General features: G+C 61.3%; 1 protein-coding gene. It reads right to left on the reverse strand.

The features are described 5' to 3' along the window. Positions 1 to 61 precede the first annotated feature (61 nt). A protein-coding gene (locus LZD57_RS23925; RefSeq protein WP_420844862.1) for an IS3 family transposase occupies positions 62 to 1,191 on the reverse strand; the annotation gives its coding sequence in 2 pieces (ribosomal slippage) (positions 62 to 930 and positions 930 to 1,191; 1,131 coding nt in all). Positions 1,192 to 1,274: the final 83 nt, after the last annotated feature.

The following is a 1,274-nucleotide window of genomic DNA, read 5'->3' on the forward strand; positions in this document are numbered from 1 at the left end:
AGAAGTGGCTTGGTTTGTCTGAACAGCCTCGGCGGCTTGATAAGTGGATCGTCTGCCGGGTTTACGCTGCTGCGAGAAGCGGCTGGTTGAAGTAGGTCTGGTCGGGCGTTTTTCCTCCCAGCCGTGAATGCGGACGACGCTCGTTGTAAAAGTCGAGGTATCTGCCGATCGACGCTCGTGCATGGCTGACGGTCTCGTAGGCCCGCAGATACACCTCCTCGTATTTCACCGATTTCCAGAGCCGCTCGACGAAGACATTGTCGCGCCAGGCGCCCTTGCCGTCCATGCTGATCTTGATGTCCCTATCCAGCAGGACCGTCGTGAAGTCGATGCTGGTGAACTGCGAACCCTGATCGGTATTGAAGATCTCTGGTTTGCCGAAGCGTGCCAGCGCCTCCTCCACGGCCTCGATGCAAAAGTCGGCCTGCATCGTGATCGAGAGCCGCCAGCTCAGCACCCGTCGGCTGAACCAGTCGACGACGGCGGCGAGATAGACAAAGCCCTGGGCCATCGGGATGTAGGTGATGTCCATCGCCCAGACCTGGTTCGCCCGCGTCACCGGCAGCTTGCGCAGGAGATAGGGATAGATCTTGTGGCCCGGCGCCGGCTTCGATGTGTTCGGCCTGCGGTAGATCGCCTCCAGCCCCATCCGCTTCATCAGCGTCGCGACATGCAGGCGGCCGACGATAATTCCTTCTCCAGCCAGGAGCCCGCGCAGCATGCGGCTTCCGGCAAAAGGGTATTTCAGATGCAGTTCGTCGATCCGGCGCATCAGCGCGAGATCGGCGTCGCTCACCGGGCGCGGCTCGTAATAAACGCTGCCGCGGCTGATCCCCAGTTCCCGGGCTTGCACTGCGATCGGCAGATCATGCGAGCGATCGATCATCGCTTTGCGCTCGCCAACAGTCCGGCCTTGTCGAGCGCGATTTCTAAAAAATCGTTCGCCAGCGTCAACTCGCCGATCTTCGCATGCAGCGTCTTCACATCAACCGGCTCGGCCGCGGCCGGAGACGGTGATCCGAAAACCCCGGCGGCGCCGTCCAAAAGCTGCGAGCGCCATTGCGTGATCTGGTTCGGGTGGACGTCGAATTGCTGCGCCAACTCGGCCAGGGTCTTCTCCCCGCCAACTGCCGCCAGCGCGACTTTTGCCTTGAAGGCCGGGCTATGGTTCCGGCGCGGTCTCTTGCTCATCGTCTCTCCTGTTCACGGCCATCTTCGCCGTCTTCAGGCAGACATTCCACTCAGCCCGCTGTTCAAATTCGCCGAGCCACCTC

It is taken from the genome of Jiella avicenniae (assembly GCF_021390325.1).
Taxonomy (GTDB): Bacteria; Pseudomonadota; Alphaproteobacteria; order Rhizobiales; family Rhizobiaceae; genus Jiella; species Jiella avicenniae.